This window comes from Streptococcus sp. oral taxon 061 (assembly GCF_013394695.1).
Taxonomy (GTDB): Bacteria; Bacillota; Bacilli; order Lactobacillales; family Streptococcaceae; genus Streptococcus.
On record NZ_CP058258.1, the window covers coordinates 860,344 to 877,809 of the forward strand.

Sequence of the window (17,466 nt, forward strand, 5' to 3'; positions counted from 1 at the left end):
AGTTCTATCATTTTCTTTGATAAGAAATATCGTTCCATGCTTTTAGAGTGAATTTTTTAAAGTCTTCAGTTTCTATAATTGTCAGACTAGCATTGGCCAAACTGCCATCTTTGCGGAGAAGAGCTTCATTGTAGCCTAAAAGAGTACGAAGACTTGCAGTAAGGTTAGCTCCATGACCAACCAGTAAGAGTTGTTCAGCCTTAGAATCCTTTAAAGATTTAATAAATTGAATAGTACGTTGAGTTGTGCTATAGAGTGATTCAGCTTCAAACATACTCGTATCAAACTTGGCTAAGTTTGTTTTAAAGGCTTGAATTTGCTGCGGATAGATTGCATTTAAAGTAGCAATTTTTAACCCTTCTAGTTTTCCAAGGTGCCATTCTCTTAGTTCAGGTACACTTTCCAAAGGACATGGATTTGTCAATTGACTCTGGATAATTTCAGCAGATTTTACAGCCCTTGGTAAATCACTCGAATAAATCTTGTCAAAAGGGATATCTTTAAGATACTGGCCCAGGTCTTTTAAAGTTTCAATAGATTCAGGGAGAAGAGGGGAATCTCCACCAGCGCCTTGAAAGCGACCTTCTAGATTCCAGACTGTTCGACCGTGACGGACAAAGTAAAGTTTCATCAGTTTATCTCCTCTAAGATATCTACAAAGCTGGCTTTTACAAAGTTTGCCAGATCTTGTGGCGCAATGATGATACTGTGTCCGACTTCTCCAGCAGAGACAATCATTTTTTCCAATTCTAAAGCTGTTTCATCAATGTAAATAGGGTAGTTGTGCTTTTGTCGGATACCGACTGGATTATTAGCTCCATGGATATATCCAGTTGTTTTTTCTAAATCCTTTTGAGGAATCATGGCCACTTTTTTATTACCTGAAATCTTTGCTAATTTCTTTTCAGAAAGGTGTTCAGTGATGGGAACAATTCCAATAACTGGACCAGTCTTGTCACCCAATAACGCTAAGGTCTTAAAGATATGATTTCTATCATAACCAGAAGGAAGTTCTCCTTCTAAAGCATTGATTTGAATACCTTGATGGTCAACACCTGCCTTAGTCAAAATTTGCTCTACTAAGGTTTTTTTTACTTTAACTTTTTTAGCCATTATTTGTATTTATCCTCCAACTGACTCATCCAAATACCTAACCAAATGCCAAGAGCAAAAAAGAAGGCGATGATGACATAGGAAACAAGTGATAAACCACTGTAGTTAATGCTTTCAGCATTACCCGCATTTGGAATCAATATCAAGAGTGTACTTGAAAGAACGATAGCAATAATGAAGTGATAAACACGAGAGTGATAAACTCGAAGAGCGTAGTCCATCAATTTTGAAAAAATAATAAGAGTGGCAGCAGCCCCAATTCCTATTGGAAGGAAGGTACCAAATAAATCAAAAGTTTTAAATCCAGTTAACATTGGGGTATAAAGACCTAAAATCAAGAGAAGATTTGAGGGGCTTAATCCAGGAACCAAGATACCTAGAGCAAGCAGAGCACCAGCTAGGATAAAACTTGTGAAACTTGCGCTGAGTGAACCAACAACAAAGTTTAAAGCGTAAAGACCAATTCCAGAAACGATAAAGGTAACCCAAAACCAAATTAAATCGACTTTGTCTCTTTCAGAATCTTGAGTAGCTTCCTTTACAAGACTTGGGACTGTACCAATAATAGCACCCGCAAAACTCCATAAAACATAAACTTGATAATGCTCAAGGAGGTACTCAATTGGATAAGAAAATAACCCTATACCTAGTAACATCCCAATAGCAACAGGCAAGAAATAAAGAATATCTTCTTTTAGGTTTTTGAATGGATGGGCAAGAAATCGAATCATTCTTTCGTAAATCCCTAAAATAGCTGCCAGAACACCACCAGATATACCAGGTAATATAAATCCTAGGGCAATAACAATTCCTTTAATCATTTTTGAAATCCAAGATAACATAAACTCTCTCCATATTTATTCTCTAAAATTCTCTTCTAGTATTATATCACAAAGTAAGAGAAATAAAAAAAGCAAGCAGAAGTAATATCTGGCTTGCTAAATAAATTTAAGGTTTTAAGAATAATTTTCTAAACGTCTCTTCCTTATCTTTTGATAAAGAAATAAGATTTAAGTCAAGATGATGTTCAAATCCAACCAGTTTACCCTTTGAGGTGTATTGATGGAGATCAAAGTCAAGGTCTGTATTTGGTGAACTTTCAAAGTAGCCTGAGTCAAGTCCGTAGGATGGAATCCAAATAGCAGAAAACTTATCTGTACTGATGCTATGTTCTTCCATGAAATAAACACCGATGTAGATACCAATATTCTTAGCTCCAAGTGATTCTAACTTAGCACGAAATGCCTCTACTCCTTGGTTCATATCTGACATTGTTTTTTCTTCAACATCTAACCAATAGTAACTTGGATTGTATGGCGAAGCTGAATTATAAAATGATTCCGCCGCTTTTTCCATATCCTCTATACTTTTACCAGATACATAGGCATATACAGCAACTGGAACATTTCTCTTTTGAAACTCCGCGATATGACTTTTATAAGCTTTATCAATACCGTTTGTATAAGATGCATCGTTCTCAGTGGTGATCTGATTTCCTCCGTGGACTCGAACAATAGCACCAGAGATGTTTTTAGATAAAATATCATAGTTGATCTCTGACGGTCTTTGCCAACCAGAGATATCGATGATAGGCTTATCCAAGTTATGTAGAGCTTGTGTTTCTATTTGAACTGGATTTTGTTTGGTTTTTACAGGATGTTCTTCGAATCGTGGACGATTGAGAATCAAGAGTCCTATAAAAGCAGCAAATATAATAACTATAAAAGCTGGATGAATTTTTTTTCTCATACCTCTATAGTTTATCGTAAATAATGAAAAAAATCAAAATATTTACTCAAAATTGAGTAATGACAGTCTTTTGAGTGGTATTGAGTTCATCAAATTTGTGTATCGTGAACTAAAATGTGGTATAATAATAAAGAATTTCTATAGAAAAGAGAAAAATATGGCAAATTATGCAATTATTTTAGCAGCGGGTAAGGGTACCCGTATGAAATCAGATTTACCGAAGGTTATGCACAAGGTTGCGGGAATTTCAATGCTTGAGCATGTTTTTCGTAGTGTAGGTGCAATTAACCCAAAAAAAACTGTTACAGTTGTTGGGCATAAGGCAGAGCTAGTTGAACAAGTTTTAGCCGGACAAACTGATTTTGTGAGACAGTCTGAGCAATTGGGAACTGGTCATGCAGTAATGATGGCTGAGCCAATTCTTGAAGGTCTTTCTGGACAAACATTGGTTATAGCTGGAGATACACCTTTAATCACTGGTGAAAGCTTAAAGAACTTGATTGATTTCCATGTAAACCACAAGAATGTAGCTACAATCTTAACTGCAGAAGCTGATGACCCATTTGGTTATGGACGTATTGTTCGTAATGACAACGCTGAAGTGCTCCGTATTGTTGAACAAAAAGACGCGACTGACTTTGAGAAACAAATCAAAGAAATTAATACAGGAACTTATGTTTTTGATAATGCTCGTCTTTTTGAGGCACTTAAGAATATCAATACCAACAACGCTCAAGGTGAATACTATATCACAGATGTGATTGGTATTTTCCGTGAAGCTGGTGAGAAAGTTGGAGCTTATACTTTGAAAGACTTTGATGAAAGTCTCGGTGTAAATGACCGTGTCGCACTTGCTACAGCAGAAGCTGTAATGCGTCGTCGTATTAATCAAGCCCACATGGTCAATGGTGTTAGTTTTGTGAATCCAGATGCGACTTATATTGATGTGGATGTTGAGATTGCTCCAGATGTTCAAATTGAAGCGAATGTAACCCTCAAAGGTTCTAGTAAGATTGGTTCAGAGACTATTTTGACGAATGGAACTTATATCGTTGATAGTACGGTAGGTTCTGGTGCTGTAATTACCAATTCTATGATTGAAGAAAGCACAGTAGCAGATGGAGTTACAGTTGGACCTTACGCTCATATTCGTCCAGGTTCTAGCTTGGCAAAAGATGTTCATATCGGAAACTTTGTCGAAGTAAAAGGTTCTTCAATTGGTGAAAATACTAAAGCGGGTCATTTGACTTACATTGGAAATTGTGAAGTTGGAAGTGACGTCAACTTTGGTGCAGGAACCATCACTGTAAATTACGATGGTCAACACAAGTTTAAAACAACTATTGGTAACAATGTCTTTGTCGGATCTAATTCAACGATCATCGCTCCGGTAGAACTAGGGGATAACTCTCTTGTTGGTGCAGGTTCAACAATTACTAAAGATGTGCCTGCTGATGCAATTGCTATCGGGCGAGGTCGTCAAGTTAATAAGGACGAATATGCAACTCGTCTCCCTCACCATCCTAAAAACAAATAGGAGATAACCATGGAATTTGAAGAGAAGACGATTAGTCGAAAAGAAATCTATAAAGGTCCTATTTTCCAATTAGTTCAAGACCAGGTTGAACTTCCTTCAGGAAAAGGGACGGCTCAACGCGATTTGATTTTCCATAACGGTGCAGTATGTGTTCTTGCAGTTACTCAAGAAAACAAGATTGTCTTAGTGAAGCAATATCGCAAGGCGATTGAAAAAGTTTCTTACGAAATTCCTGCTGGAAAATTAGAAGTCGGCGAAAATGCAGATCCAGAAGCAGCAGCTCTTCGTGAATTAGAAGAAGAAGCTGCCTACACTGGAAAACTGACTCTTTTGTATGATTTCTATTCTGCTATTGGTTTCTGTAATGAGCGATTAAAACTTTATTCGGCAAGTGATTTGACAAAGGTTAATAATCCACGTCCACAGGATGAAGATGAAACTTTAGAATTACTTGAAGTTAGTCTTGAAGAAGCTAAACAACTGATCCAGTCTGGTGATATCTGTGATGCCAAGACTATCATGGCTATCCAGTACTGGGAATTACAAGAAAAATAGGGGAGGAACCCATGGGAAAACCTTTATTAACAGACGAAATTATTGAACGCGCTAATCGTGGTGAAGACATCTCTGGTCCCACTTTAGTAGATGATCAAGAGACAAAGATACTATCTACTTCATCTCAACATTATAGAGCTTCACGTTCAAGTGACCATGGATTTAGTCAGGATACTTTAACGATTGAGGTTGAACCTCAAATCCATAAGAGTCGTCGAATCGAAAATACCAAGAGAAATGTCTTTAACTCTAAATTGAATAAGATTCTATTTGCTGTTATTCTTCTCTTGATTCTGCTAGTTTTAGCAATGAGATTTATTTAATGGGGGATGTCATGAAAATTGGTATTATTGCAGCGATGCCAGAAGAACTTGCCTACCTGATTCAACACTTGGAGAATGCTAGTGAAGAAATGGTATTGGGTAATACTTATCACACTGGAAAGATTGGAGCTGTTGAGCTTGTATTAGTGGAGAGTGGTATTGGAAAAGTCATGGCTGCCATGAGTGTCGCAATCTTAGCTGATCACTTTAGAGTTGATGCTGTCATCAATACAGGTTCGGCCGGTGCTCTTGCTGAAGGTATCTCAGTAGGAGATGTCGTGATTGCTGAAAAACTAGCCTACCACGATGTTGATGTGACAGCTTTTGGTTATGAATACGGTCAAATGGCCCAACAACCACTTTACTTTGAATCAGACAAAGAGTTTGTTACTTTGATTCAAGAGAGCTTATCTAAACTTGATCAAAATTGGCATTTAGGTTTGATTGCGACTGGAGATAGTTTTGTAGCTGGTGATGATAAGATCAAGGCTATTAAAGAACATTTTCCTCAGGTTCTCGCGGTTGAGATGGAAGGTGCAGCTATTGCTCAGGCAGCAAATGCCTTGGAACTACCATTCTTGGTTGTTCGTGCTATGAGTGATAATGCTAACCACGAAGCTTCTATTTCTTTTGATGAATTTATCGTAGAAGCAGGTCGTCGCTCTGCGCAAGCACTCTTGACACTCTTGGAATCAATTCATGATTAAAACAAAAAGAACACTTGCTGGTGTTCTTTTTTTGTAAAATAAGCTTGTCGAAGTTCGAGTTATTTTCCGTCTTTTTTGATATAATAGAAACATTGATTTGAAGAATAGGAAGAGAAAATGAACCCTTTATTAAACGGTATGAATGACCGCCAAGCAGAAGCGGTACAGACTACAGAAGGTCCCTTGCTTATTATGGCGGGGGCTGGTTCCGGTAAGACACGAGTTTTGACCCATCGTATTGCTTACTTGATTGATGAAAAGATGGTTAATCCATGGAATATTTTAGCTATTACCTTTACTAATAAAGCAGCACGCGAGATGAAGGAGCGTGCCTATGGGCTCAATCCAGCTACTCAGGATTGTTTGATAGCGACCTTTCACTCTATGTGTGTTCGTATCTTACGTCGTGATGCAGACCATATTGGCTACAATCGTAATTTTACTATCATCGATCCAGGTGAGCAGCGAACATTGATGAAACGCATTCTCAAGCAGTTAAACTTGGATCCTAAAAAATGGAATGAACGCTCTATTTTGGGGACCATTTCTAATGCTAAGAATGATTTGATAGATGATGAGGCATACGCTTCTCAAGCAGGAGACTTGTATACAGATATTGTAGCTAAGTGTTATACTGCCTATCAGAAAGAACTTCGTCAGTCAGAATCGGTTGACTTTGATGATTTGATTATGTTGACTTTGCGTCTCTTTGATCAAAATCCTGATGTCTTGACCTATTACCAGCAAAAGTTCCAATATATCCATGTCGATGAGTACCAAGATACCAACCATGCCCAGTACCAACTGGTCAAACTGTTGGCTTCTCGCTTCAAAAATATCTGTGTAGTTGGGGATGCTGACCAGTCTATTTACGGATGGCGTGGGGCTGATATGCAGAATATCCTCGATTTTGAAAAGGATTATCCTGATGCTAAGGTGGTTTTACTAGAAGAAAATTACCGTTCAACTAAGACAATTCTTCAAGCAGCTAATGATGTTATTAAAAACAATAACAATCGTCGTCCGAAAAATCTCTGGACCCAAAATGCTGATGGAGAACAGATTATTTACTATCGTGCTAATGATGAACAGGATGAAGCTGTCTTTGTAGCTAAAACCATCGATGAACTTGGTCGTAGCCACAACTTCCTCCACAAGGATTTTGCAGTTCTTTATCGAACTAATGCGCAATCCCGTACTATTGAGGAAGCCCTGCTCAAGTCCAATATTCCTTATACCATGGTTGGAGGGACCAAGTTCTACAGCCGTAAGGAAATCCGTGATATCATTGCTTACCTCAATCTTATTGCCAACCTAAGTGATAATATCAGTTTTGAGCGTATCATCAATGAACCCAAGCGTGGAATTGGCCCAGGTACTGTTGAGAAGATTCGTGATTTTGCTAATTCGCAAGAAATGACCATGCTAGATGCTTCAGCAAATATCATGTTATCAGGAATCAAAGGAAAAGCAGCTCAGTCTATTTGGGACTTTGCAAATATGATACTCGATTTGAGGGAACAACTTGATCGACTTTCAATCACTGAGTTGGTAGAAGCAGTATTAGAAAAAACAGGCTATGTTGATATTCTGAATGCCCAAGCAACCTTGGAGAGCAAGGCCCGGGTTGAAAATATCGAGGAGTTCCTCTCTGTCACAAAAAACTTCGATGATAATCCTGAAAGTGACGAAGAGGAAACAGGACTAGATAAACTTAGTCGATTCCTGAACGACTTGGCTTTGATAGCAGATACGGACTCAGGTAGTCAGGAGACATCTGAAGTAACCTTGATGACTCTTCACGCTGCCAAAGGGCTTGAGTTTCCTGTTGTCTTTATCATCGGGATGGAGGAGAATGTCTTTCCGCTTAGTCGTGCCTCTGAAGATCCAGATGAATTAGAAGAAGAACGTCGTCTCGCCTATGTAGGAATCACGCGCGCCGAGAAAATTCTTTATCTGACTAATGCTAACTCACGTTTGCTTTTTGGGCGTACTAGTTATAATCGTCCAACCCGTTTTATCAACGAGATTAGTTCAGATTTGTTGACCTATCAAGGATTAGCACGTCCGGCTAATACAAGTTTTAAAGCGTCTTATAGTAGTGGAGGAACAGCATTTGGTAAGGGAATGAGTCTAGCTCAGGCTCTTCAAGAACGAAAACGGAATGCTTCTCCTACATCGATCCAATCAAGTGGTTTACCATTTGGACAATTTGTGGCTGGGAATAAGCAAGATTCTAGTGATACAATCTGGTCTGTTGGGGATATTGCCCTTCATAAAAAATGGGGCGAAGGAACTGTTCTGGAAGTTTCAGGCAGTGGATCAACACAGGAACTGAAAATCAATTTTCCAGAGGTTGGTCTCAAAAAACTCTTAGCCAGCGTAGCACCGATTGAGAAAAAAGCTTAAGTCAAATATGTTAAAAAGATATAGTTAGACAGAAAAAGGAGAATAAATGTCTGAAAAACAAATGAAAATCGTTGGTTGGATTGCAACTTTTATGTCCATTATGATGTATGTTTCTTATATTCCACAAATTTTAGATAATCTAGCAGGTCATAAGGGGAATTTTATCCAACCAGCAGTTGCAGCTTTAAACTGTTGCCTCTGGTGTTACTATGGCTTCTTTAAGGAAGAGAGAGATATCCCTATTGTTGCAGCAAATATCCCTGGGATAATTTTAGGGACTATAACTGCATTGACTGCTTTGTTCTAAAAATAAAAAGCAATTAGCAGAATGTTCAGCTAGTTGCTTTTATTTATTTACAAAATATATTTCTCAATAGCGCGTGCAACGCCCTCTTCTTCATTGCTACTTGTTACATCATCAGCGATAGATTTGACGTAATCACTGGCATTTCCCATAGCAATCCCAAGACCAGCAAACTCCAACATTTCAATGTCGTTATTAGCATCACCCATGGCCATGATTTCAGAAGGTTTGATATCCAAAATCTCAGCCAAACGAGAAAGAGCAGAAGCCTTAGTTGTACTGAGTGGCATTGCCTCATAAATCACTGGTTGTGAACGAACACCGCTAAATTTTTGACAAAGTTCTTCAGCGAAACGTTGTTCAAAGTCATCCGTTTGTTCTTTTGTACCTAAGAACATACCCTGAAACATACGGTACTTACCGCTAGTAGCTTCTTCCAGTGAGATTTCAGTCAGGTCAGCAAAGACAAGTGTAGCATCATATTGAACGATAGGATTTGGTTTGCCTCCGAGAACGAAGTAGTGTTGCTCGTCAAAGAGAGTCAACTGGACCTCACTCTTTTCAGCAAGTTCATTCAGGTATTCGATGTCAGATTTGCTAAGTTCCCGCCAGTCAACAAGGCCCCAGTCACTGGTTTGGTGGGTAGAACATCCATTATTGACGATGACGTATTCATTCTGCAAATCAAGACCTAGTTTTTTATAGTAGGGAAGAACTCCAAAGAGAGGACGACCAGTACATAGAACCAGTTTAACACCTTTTTCGATAGCCTTATGAATAGCATCAATATGAGCCTGAGGAATTTCCTTGGCTTCGTTGAGAAGAGTACCATCCATATCTAGGGCAAGTAATTTAATCATAGTATTTCCTTTTTACGTGTTTTGCCTATATTATAGCATATTTTGAGGCAAATAAGTCTAAAGCTAAGTGAAATGCCATTTCTTTTTAGGATTTTTACTAGATAGATAACAAAAATATGATATACTAAATTTGCGAGCGTTTAATATTATAGAGTAAAGTATAAAAAAGCAGAGGTCTTATCATGAAAAGAAGAACAGTACAGATTTTACTAGCCTTGTTTCTAATCATTTATAGGAAGACTTGGTTTTGGTGGATTTTTAATCACTTTACAGCTAGATTTGTAGCTGCTAGTCGAGAATTTTTCAAATTCTTGCTTTTTTAGAGTTTATCGTTATTCTTCTAGCTATGCTATATTTACTAGTATTCGAAGGTAGAAAAATGCTTGAGTTGAAGTGGAAATGGAGATATCCAGTTTATTTGCTTCTTGCTTATGGAGTCAGTTATCTTTCAGATATTGTGTTTTCTTTTTTAACCCCAGCAACGTTCAATCAAATCGCTTTAAATGAATTGACTGAGATGACAGGGCGACAAGAGTTACCTTATCTTTTACTTATTGTTTGTCTGCTAGGACCAATTACAGAAGAATTGGTATATCGAGGAGTTCTGATGAATACATTTTTGAAAGATTCACCTTGGTATGGAGATGTTTTACTATCAGCCTGTGTCTTTGGCTATGTGCATGTTTCTGATGGTATAACACCACTTGCCTTTTTCACCTATGCAAGCGGAGGAGCGATTGTAGCATTCCTCTACCGAAAAACTCACTCTCTCTATTATCCCATTTTGCTCCATATCATGATTAATATTGCTGCATTTTGGGAATTATGGGTACTCTTGTTTTCTGGTAGGTAAATACTAAAAAGTCGGAGTTTATTCCGACTTTTTTGATATGGGACAGGTTAAAATTAGGGCTTTATATCAATCTGTTTTGACTTAAAAAATGATATAATAAAAGGTAATGACAAAAACAAATGAGGCAGAGATGAAACTACTTTATACCGATACTCGGACTTCTTTGACAGAAATCCTAACCAAGGAGGCTCAAGGACTAGTTGACCAAGGCAAACGAGTCTTTTATATCGCCCCTAACTCTCTTTCTTTTGAAAAGGAACGCGCCGTGCTAGAGTGCTTGAGTCAGCAGGCTTCTTTTGCGATCACAGTCACGCGCTTTGCTCAAATGGCTCGTTATTTGGTTTTAAACGATATACCCGCGAAGTCAAATCTCGATGATATTGGTCTGGGTATGGCTTTCTATAAATGTTTGTCTGAGATAGACGCTAAGGATTTGCGTGTTTACGGGGCTATTAAGCAAGATCCGCAATTCATCGAACAACTGATTGAGATTTATCATGAAATGACAACTGCGAAGATGAGCTTTTTGGATTTAGAAAGTCTATCTGACGCTGATAAACGTTTTGATTTACTCTTGATTTTTGAAAAGGTAGCAGCTTATCTCAATCAATGTCAAGTTTCGCAAGGGAGTCCATTAACCTATCTGATCAATGCTATCGAAGAAAATAAAGTAAGCAGTGATTTTAGTCAGATTGCCTTAGTCATTGATGGTTTTACTCGTTTTTCTGCGGAAGAGGAACACCTAGTGGATCTACTTTATCGTAAGGGTGTTGAGATTGTTATTGGTGTTTATGCGACTAAAAAAGCTTATACAAGTCCTTTTATTGAAGGCAACCTCTATCAAGCCAGTGTTGAGTTTTTACGTCAGTTAGCTTTTAAATATCAGACCAAGGCAGAAGACGCATGTCAAGAACATAAAAATGTTGATGCTTTTGCCAAGGCTTCAAAATTACTGGAAAGTGCTTATGATTATTCTGAAATCAGTTTGGAAGTGGATGCTAAGGATAGAGAAGACTTGCAAATCTGGTCTTGTCTGACACAAAAAGAAGAGCTGGAGCTAGTTGCTCGCAGCATTCGCCAGAAATTGCACCAAGAACCAGAACTGAGTTATAAGAATTTTCGTATTCTACTAGGAGATGTAGAGTCCTATAAACTGTCCTTGCAGACAATTTTTAATCAATATCAGATTCCCTTCTATTTGGGTAAGAGTGAGTCTATGGCTCATCATCCTTTGTCTCAATTCGTAGAATCCATCGGACGTCTCAAACGTTACTATTTCCGTCAGGAAGATTTGATTAATCTCTTACGAACCGGCTTATATACCGACCTTAGTCAAGAGGAAATCGATAGTTTTGAGCAATATCTTCGTTATCTAGGCATTGATGGTCTCTCTAGTTTTAAACAAGAGTTTACAAAAAATCATCGTGAAAAATTTGATTTGGTCAAATTAAATGAGCTTCGTGTTCGCATTGTAAGCCCACTAGAAACTCTATTATCCAGTCGTAAACAAAAGTCTGAAAATATCCTTGCAAAATGGAAGAACTTTTTGAAGGATTCCTTTGTGACTAAGCAACTGCAAATCTTCTCTGCAACAATGGAAGTGGCGGAACAAGAAAGACAAGAGGAGGTCTGGAAGGCTTTTTGTCATGTCATGGAGCAATTTGCAACTGTATTTGAAAGTTCTCAGGTCACTTTGGATGATTTCTTGGCTCTTCTTCATTCAGGAATGTCCTTATCAAATTATCGTACGATCCCAGCAACGGTAGATACTGTTCTGGTGCAAAGTTATGATTTGATTGCGCCTTTGACAGCTGATTACATCTATGCACTTGGCTTAACTCAAGATCACTTGCCTAAAATTGCTCAAAACACTAGTTTATTGAGCGATGAAGAAAGGGAAGTGCTGAACCGAGCAACCCAAGAAGGTTCTCAATTACTGATTGCAAGTCAAGAAAACCTCAAGAAAAATCGCTACACCATGCTTTCTTTGGTCAACTCTGCTAAGAAGCAATTAGTCTTATCAGCGCCAAGTTTACTCAATGAAAATGAGAGTAAAGAGTCGGTTTATCTGAAAGAATTACAGGATTTTGGTTTTAGCAAGATTGAAAAGAGAATTGATCGAAAAAACCTATCAAAGGATGATATTGGTTCTTATCACAGTCTTTTGTCTAGTCTTGTTGCCTATCATCAGCAAGGTGAGATGGAGACAAGTGAACAAGACTTAACCTTTGTTAAAGTTTTAGCTCGTGTTATGGGGAGAAAGTTGGAAGACCAAGGTTTAGAAAATCCAGTCCTGCCTACAAGTCCACGAAGTAAGACTTTAGCAGCAGATACTTTAGATGCCTTGTATCCTCAAAACCAAGATTTTTATCTATCAACTTCGGGATTAACGGAGTTTTATCGAAATGAATATAGTTATTACCTTCGTTATGTCTTAGGCTTGCAGGAAGAATTGCGTCTCCGTCCTGATGCACGAAGTCACGGGAATTTCTTGCATCGTATTTTTGAACGAGCAATGAAACTTCCAACTAATGAATCTTTTGACCGACGTTTAGAACAAGCCATTTCTGAAACTAGTCAGGAAAGAGAGTTTCAAGCTATTTATCAAGAAAGTTTAGAAGCTCAATTCACCAAGGAAGTTCTTTTGGATGTTGCGCGTGCAACAGGTCGCATCCTTCGTCACAATTCTGAGATTGAAACGATTCAAGAAGAGGCAGTCTTTGGTGGCAAGGAACAAGCCTTTGTTCAGTTAGATAACGGCAGAAATGTCTATGTCCGTGGGAAAGTTGACCGTATCGATCGATTAAAGACCAGTGAAGCTATTGGTGTTGTAGACTACAAATCTTCTCTAACTCAATTTAACTTTCCTCTCTTTTTTAACGGTCTAAACTCACAATTGCCAACATACTTGGCTGCTCTTAAGAAAGAAGGAAATAAAGATTTCTTTGGAGCTATGTATTTAGTGATGGCTGAACCGATTCAGTCCTTACAAGCCAATAAAACTCTTTCAAAGGCTTTAGCAGAAACGACTAAGAGTATGAAATATCAAGGGCTATTTCTCGAAAAAGAGATAACGAACCTTGGGGAACTTTACAATAAAAACAAGACCTATCAGTTGTCTGATGAGGAATTCCAGTTATTACTGGACTACAACGCCCTTATCTACAAAAAGGCAGCAGAGAAGATTTTATCTGGCCAATTTGCTATCAATCCATACACAGAAGACGGAAGAAGTATTACCCCATATGTTCAACAATATCAAGCTATTACAGGATTTGAAGCCAATTACCATCTAGGTCAAGCTAGATTCTTAGATAAGGTTGCTAAGAGTAATGACAAGGAAGCTTGGTTTAATAAAATTAGAGAGGAGTTGGAACGATGAAATTTTTATCCCAAGAAGAGGTTGAAGAGTTGCAAGTAGCAGAAGCTCATTCTGACAAGAAACCAAAGAAAACCGCTGAGCAAATTCAAGCTATCTACAGTTCTGGTAAAAACATTCTGGTTTCAGCATCAGCTGGCTCAGGAAAAACCTTTGTCATGGCTGAACGAATTCTTGATCAACTAGCGCGTGGAGTAGAAATTCGCCAACTCTTTATTTCAACCTTTACGGTAAAGGCAGCCACCGAGTTAAAAGAACGCTTGGAAAAGAAAATCAGCCAACAAATCCAAGAGACTCAAAATTTGGAGCTAAAAAAACATCTTGGAAGACAATTAGCTGATTTACCAAACGCTGCCATCGGAACTATGGACTCTTTTACTCAGAAGTTCCTGGCTAAACATGGTTATCTGATTGACCTCGCCCCAAACTTTCGGATTCTTGAGAATGAAAGTGAACAACTTCTCTTAAAAAATGAGGTTTTTCGACAAGTTTTTGAAAGTCATTACCAAGACAAGGAGAAAGATGATTTTAGTCGATTGGTCAAGAACTTTGCTGGTAGGAGTAAAGATGCGCGTGGACTACGTAAACAGGTCTATATGATTTATGATTTTTTGCAATCTACTAGCAATCCTCAGGCTTGGCTAGAGGAATCTTTCCTAAAAGGTTTTGAAAAGGCTGATTTTACAGTTGCTAAAGAAAACCTTGTAGACGATATAAAGGAGAAACTCTGGAATTTAGAAAGCTTTTTCCGTTACCATTTGGATAATGATGCCAAGGAATTTGGTAAAGCAGCTTATTTAGAATCTGTTCAACAAGTTCTTGATGAAATCGGAGCTTTAACCAACGAATCAACTTTTAATCAATACCAAGAAGTTTTAGAACGAGTTGTTAGTATCTCTAAGGATAAGGGAGGTCGTGCTCTTACAAATGCTAGTCGTAAGGCCGAACTGCAAGACTTGAAAGAAACCTACAACCAAGAGAGAAAAGCAAAATTTGAGAAGCTGATTGCACTCAATGATCAAATCACTTTACTAAAATTCCAGGAAGAGTATCATCAAGAGTCCTGGGACTTGGCAAAGACATTCCAAGTGTTCATGAGAGATTTTGTTGATGCCTATCGACAACGAAAACGCGAAGAAAATGCCTTCGAATTTGCTGATATTAGCCACTATACCATTGAGATTTTGGAAAACTTCCCACAGGTTCGTCAAGAGTATCAGGAACGCTTCCATGAAGTCATGGTTGATGAGTACCAAGATACCAACCATATCCAGGAAAGAATGCTAGAACTCCTCTCAAACGGTCATAATCGTTTTATGGTGGGTGACATTAAGCAGTCTATTTATCGTTTTAGACAGGCAGATCCCCAAATCTTCAATGAAAAATTCCACAGCTTTGCTCAGGATGGCAAAGAAGGTCAGTTAATACTGCTCAAGGAAAACTTCCGTAGTAGTTCTGAAGTTCTTGATGCTACGAACGATGTCTTTAAGCATCTCATGGATGAGGAAGTTGGAGAGATATCTTATGACGGCATGCATCAACTTGTTTTCGGATATACTGATTTACAGCCAGATTCAGAAAACAAGGCAGAAGTCCTCTTGTATGATAAGGATGTTGACAGTGATTCTAAGGATGAGGAAGAGTTTTCGACCAACAAACTGACTGGTGAAATGCGAATGGTCATTAAGGAGATATTGCATCTTCATAATGATAAAGGGGTTCCTTTCAATGACATGGCTCTCTTAACTGCCAGCAGAAGTCGGAATGACCAGGTATTACTTGCCTTGTCTGAGTATGGGATTCCAGTCAAGACAGATGGCGCTCAAGCAAACTATTTGCAATCCCTAGAAGTCCAGGTGATGTTGGATACTCTTCGTGTCATCCACAACCCTCTTCAAGACTTTGCTTTGGTTGCTCTAATGAAATCTCCGATGTTTAGCTTCGATGAGGATGAATTGGCTCGTCTAGCTCTTCAAAATTCTGAGGATAAGGTTCAAGAGAACTTTTATGAAAAACTAGTCAATGCTCAAGCAAAAACTAGTATCCAAAAGGATTTAATAAAATCTGAACTCCATAAAAAGCTTAACCTTTTCTTGGAAACTGTTAATTCTTGGCGTTTGTTCTCAAAAACTCATTCGCTTTATGACCTTATTTGGAAAATCTATAGTGAACGTTTCTATTATGATTATGTTGGTGCTTTGCCAAATGGTCAGGCTAGACAGGCCAACCTTTATGCCCTAGCCCTACGAGCTGACCAGTTTGAAAAGAGTAATTTTAAAGGCTTATCACGTTTCATAACTATGATTGATCAAGTCTTGGAAGCCAAGCATGACCTTGCCAGCGTCACTGTAGCTCCACCTAAGGATGCTGTGGAGCTTATGAGTATTCATAAGAGTAAGGGACTTGAGTTCCCTTATGTCTTTATTCTCAATATTGATCAGCAATTTAACAAGCAAGATTCCATGTCTGAAGTCATCCTAAGTCGAAAAAATGGCCTAGGTCTTAAGTATGTGGCTAGAGTAGCTACAAATGCAAAAGAGGAATATCTTCCATCATCGATTAAGTTATCTATCCCAAGCTTGACTTATACTCAAAATGAGGAAGAGCTGCAATTAGCAAGCTATTCTGAGTTGATGCGTTTACTTTATGTAGCCATGACTCGTGCTGAGAAAAAACTCTATCTAGTCGGAAAGGGATCAAGGGAAAAGTTGGAGTCTAAAGAATACCTGACAAATGGGCAAGGTCTCCTAACACGTCAAACCAGGTTAGATGCTCAAAATTTCCAGGACTGGATTTGGGCAATCTATCAAGCTTTTTCTAAAGAGGACTTACACTTTAGTGTTCGTTTCGAGGGTGAAGAACAACTGACAGAAGAAGCTATCGGTAAATTGGAAACTAAAAGCCAGCTCCAAGATCTTTCTCAGACAAGTAACCGTCAGTCTGATACCATTAAGGAAGCTTTAGAAATGCTGAAAGAAGTGGAAGTGTATAATGAAATCCATCGTGCAGCAATCAATCTCCCAAGTGTTCAGACCCCAAGCCAGATTAAGAAGTTTTATGAACCAGTCATGGATATGGAAGGTGTAGTAGTAGCTGGTCAAAGTAAACCAAAAGAAAATACTATTCAGTTTGAACTCCCAGACTTCTCCAAGACAGAAAAAGTCACTAGAGCTGAAATTGGTAGTGCTACCCATGAACTCATGCAGCGAATCAATCTTGATAAGGAACCTAAATTAGAAACTTTAACGGTGGCTTTAGAGCAAGTGCAAGCAAGCCCTGCTGTTAAAGATAAAGTTAATCTTAATAAAATCTTGTCTTTCTTTGATACAGCTCTTGGTCAAGAGATTCTTAAAAATCAAGATAAACTTTATCGAGAACAACCCTTCTCTATGTTAAAAAGAGATGCTAAGAGTCAGGAAGACTTTGTTGTCCGTGGAATTTTAGATGGTTATCTAGTTTATGAGGATAAAATTGTTCTTTTTGACTACAAGACAGATCATTATGAATATCCAAGTCAACTGATTGAACGTTATAGAGGTCAATTATCTCTATATGCAGAAGCCTTATCCCGTTCTTATCAAATAGACAAGGTTGAAAAATATCTGATTTTGCTTGGCAAAGATATGGTTGAAGTGGTCGAGGTGAACTAATCTTGTAAAAACTATTGTCATACTTGA

At 38.2% G+C, this 17,466-nt stretch carries 13 protein-coding genes and 1 pseudogene; 9 read left to right on the plus strand and 5 right to left on the minus strand.

Annotation, left to right across the window (positions count from 1 at the left end):
• Positions 1 to 7: 7 nt before the first annotated feature.
• From HW271_RS04240 to HW271_RS04255, 4 genes are all read right to left on the minus strand, one after another.
• Positions 8 to 631 (minus strand): histidine phosphatase family protein, encoded by a 624-nt coding sequence (locus HW271_RS04240; RefSeq protein WP_178894981.1) that lies wholly within the window; start codon positions 629 to 631, stop codon positions 8 to 10.
• On the minus strand, positions 631 to 1,113 hold the full coding sequence (locus HW271_RS04245) for an aminoacyl-tRNA deacylase (RefSeq protein ID WP_178894982.1): 483 nt from the start codon (positions 1,111 to 1,113) through the stop codon (positions 631 to 633). The genes HW271_RS04240 and HW271_RS04245 overlap by 1 nt, the downstream gene beginning before the upstream one ends.
• Positions 1,113 to 1,955 carry a DUF368 domain-containing protein gene (locus HW271_RS04250; RefSeq protein WP_178894983.1) on the minus strand — a complete coding sequence of 281 codons (843 nt, stop codon included), beginning with the start codon at positions 1,953 to 1,955 and terminating at the stop codon, positions 1,113 to 1,115. The genes HW271_RS04245 and HW271_RS04250 overlap by 1 nt, the downstream gene beginning before the upstream one ends.
• Positions 1,956 to 2,061: 106 nt before the next feature.
• Positions 2,062 to 2,862 carry a glycoside hydrolase family 25 protein gene (locus HW271_RS04255; protein ID WP_178894984.1) on the minus strand — a complete coding sequence of 267 codons (801 nt, stop codon included), beginning with the start codon at positions 2,860 to 2,862 and terminating at the stop codon, positions 2,062 to 2,064.
• A 157-nt stretch (positions 2,863 to 3,019) separates the two neighbouring features.
• Between HW271_RS04255 and glmU the strand changes: the two genes are divergently transcribed.
• The 6 genes from glmU (at position 3,020) to HW271_RS04285 (ending at position 8,700) form a co-directional block, all read left to right on the plus strand.
• Complete coding sequence (gene glmU, locus HW271_RS04260; RefSeq protein WP_178894985.1) at positions 3,020 to 4,399, plus strand: bifunctional UDP-N-acetylglucosamine diphosphorylase/glucosamine-1-phosphate N-acetyltransferase GlmU; 1,380 nt, start codon at positions 3,020 to 3,022, stop codon at positions 4,397 to 4,399.
• A gap of 9 nt (positions 4,400 to 4,408) precedes the next feature.
• On the plus strand, positions 4,409 to 4,954 hold the full coding sequence (locus tag HW271_RS04265; protein WP_178894986.1) for an NUDIX hydrolase: 546 nt from the start codon (positions 4,409 to 4,411) through the stop codon (positions 4,952 to 4,954).
• 11 nt (positions 4,955 to 4,965) lie between these two features.
• A complete protein-coding gene (gene macP, locus HW271_RS04270) occupies positions 4,966 to 5,277 on the plus strand; it encodes a cell wall synthase accessory phosphoprotein MacP (protein ID WP_016465808.1) in 312 nt (103 codons plus the stop codon).
• 11 nt (positions 5,278 to 5,288) lie between these two features.
• Positions 5,289 to 5,984 carry a 5'-methylthioadenosine/adenosylhomocysteine nucleosidase gene (locus HW271_RS04275; RefSeq protein WP_178894987.1) on the plus strand — a complete coding sequence of 232 codons (696 nt, stop codon included), beginning with the start codon at positions 5,289 to 5,291 and terminating at the stop codon, positions 5,982 to 5,984.
• A gap of 117 nt (positions 5,985 to 6,101) precedes the next feature.
• Positions 6,102 to 8,393, plus strand: a complete 2,292-nt coding sequence (gene pcrA, locus HW271_RS04280) for a DNA helicase PcrA (RefSeq protein WP_178894988.1) — start codon at positions 6,102 to 6,104, stop codon at positions 8,391 to 8,393.
• 46 nt (positions 8,394 to 8,439) lie between these two features.
• A complete protein-coding gene (locus tag HW271_RS04285; protein WP_178894989.1) occupies positions 8,440 to 8,700 on the plus strand; it encodes a SemiSWEET family transporter in 261 nt (86 codons plus the stop codon).
• Positions 8,701 to 8,747: 47 nt separating this feature from the next.
• Here the strand turns inward: HW271_RS04285 and HW271_RS04290 are convergent, their stop codons facing one another.
• A complete protein-coding gene (locus tag HW271_RS04290; protein ID WP_178894990.1) occupies positions 8,748 to 9,557 on the minus strand; it encodes a Cof-type HAD-IIB family hydrolase in 810 nt (269 codons plus the stop codon).
• 182 nt (positions 9,558 to 9,739) lie between these two features.
• On the opposite strand from HW271_RS04290, the pseudogene HW271_RS04295 reads away from it, so the two are divergent.
• The 3 genes and pseudogenes from HW271_RS04295 (at position 9,740) to addA (ending at position 17,439) form a co-directional block, all read left to right on the plus strand.
• Positions 9,740 to 10,410, plus strand: a pseudogene (locus tag HW271_RS04295) (lysostaphin resistance A-like protein).
• A gap of 130 nt (positions 10,411 to 10,540) precedes the next feature.
• Positions 10,541 to 13,792 carry an ATP-dependent nuclease subunit B gene (gene rexB, locus HW271_RS04300; RefSeq protein WP_178895652.1) on the plus strand — a complete coding sequence of 1,084 codons (3,252 nt, stop codon included), beginning with the start codon at positions 10,541 to 10,543 and terminating at the stop codon, positions 13,790 to 13,792.
• Positions 13,789 to 17,439, plus strand: coding sequence for a helicase-exonuclease AddAB subunit AddA (addA, locus tag HW271_RS04305; protein ID WP_178894991.1), 3,651 nt, complete (start codon positions 13,789 to 13,791; stop codon positions 17,437 to 17,439). Before rexB ends, addA begins: the two co-directional genes overlap by 4 nt.
• Positions 17,440 to 17,466 lie beyond the last annotated feature (27 nt).